This window comes from Candidatus Thiosymbion oneisti, assembly GCF_900092655.1.
GTDB lineage: Bacteria > Pseudomonadota > Gammaproteobacteria > Chromatiales > Chromatiaceae > Thiosymbion > Thiosymbion oneisti.
The window spans coordinates 1-1047 of record NZ_FLUY01001306.1; the positions used below are offsets into that span (position 1 = coordinate 1).

Consider the following 1047-nt stretch of genomic DNA (forward strand, 5'->3'; position numbering starts at 1 on the left):
ATTCGGCAACTTGCCGCCTTGTTTGCCATTGATGTGGCCGCTTATGCGGTGATGAGTAACCATTATCACATCGTGGTGCGGATCGACCGGGAACGGGCCTTGGAGTGGTCGATAGAGGAGGTGCTGCGGCGCTGGACGGCGCTCTTCACCGGACCGCTGTTGGTGACGCGGTATCTCTCGGCGTCACGGGCAGAGATGAGTCAAGCGGAGGTTGCCGAGGTCGAGGCACTTGCCGAGGTCTATCGGGCTCGGCTGCACGATTTGTCCTGGTTCATGCGTACCCTCAACGAGCACATCGCCCGCCGGGCCAATGCGGAGGATGGGGTGAGGGGACGTTTTTGGGAGGGTCGCTTCAAGAGCCAAGCATTGCTCGATGAGAAGGCGTTGCTGGCGGCAATGGCCTATGTGGATCTCAATCCGGTACGGGCGGGGCTAGCCGAGACGCCGGAGACTTCGGACTACACCTCGATTCGGGAGCGCGTCGTCGGGTTGCCGGAGGCGGTCGGGTCCGAAGTCGGCTCGCAGGAGACCACGACCGCTAAAGATCCAGACGCAACACTTGATGGGGAGTGGTTACGACCAGAGGCCGAAACGCACGTCTTACCCCGAGCCTCGCTGATGCCCTTTGACGCCACCGCACAGACCCCCTGGGCGGTGCCGTTTGCCTTCGACGACTACCTAGAACTGGTCGATTGGACGGGCCGGGCGTTACGTGCGGATAAGCCTGGGTACGTCAAGGTGCAAGAACCCAAGATTCTCGTGCGCTTGGGCATCAATGGGGAGCAATTTATCGGCTATTCCGAACGTCTTCTCAAGGCGTTCGGAACGGCGGTCGGCGCGCCGGCATCGCTCGCGGATCTCTGCGCCCGGCGTCAGGCCAAGTACCTGCGTGGCATTGAGGCTGCGCGAGCGATGTTTGTAGCCAAACAGGCAGCGTGATAGGGTTGAGTGGTTAGGATCCACTGTCTTGGGTAGTGGTAAACCTATAAGTGAAAAAGTAGAGCGATTCATCTTTTTGACCCCCTCTCCCCAACCCCTCTCCCGGCG

Annotated in this window: 1 protein-coding gene; it reads left to right on the plus strand. The window is 60.5% G+C overall.

The window, feature by feature from the left end:
- Positions 1-939: transposase (locus tag BQ17_RS21905; RefSeq protein ID WP_089727932.1), on the plus strand; the 939-nt coding region annotated here is incomplete at its 5' end.
- Positions 940-1047: the final 108 nt, after the last annotated feature.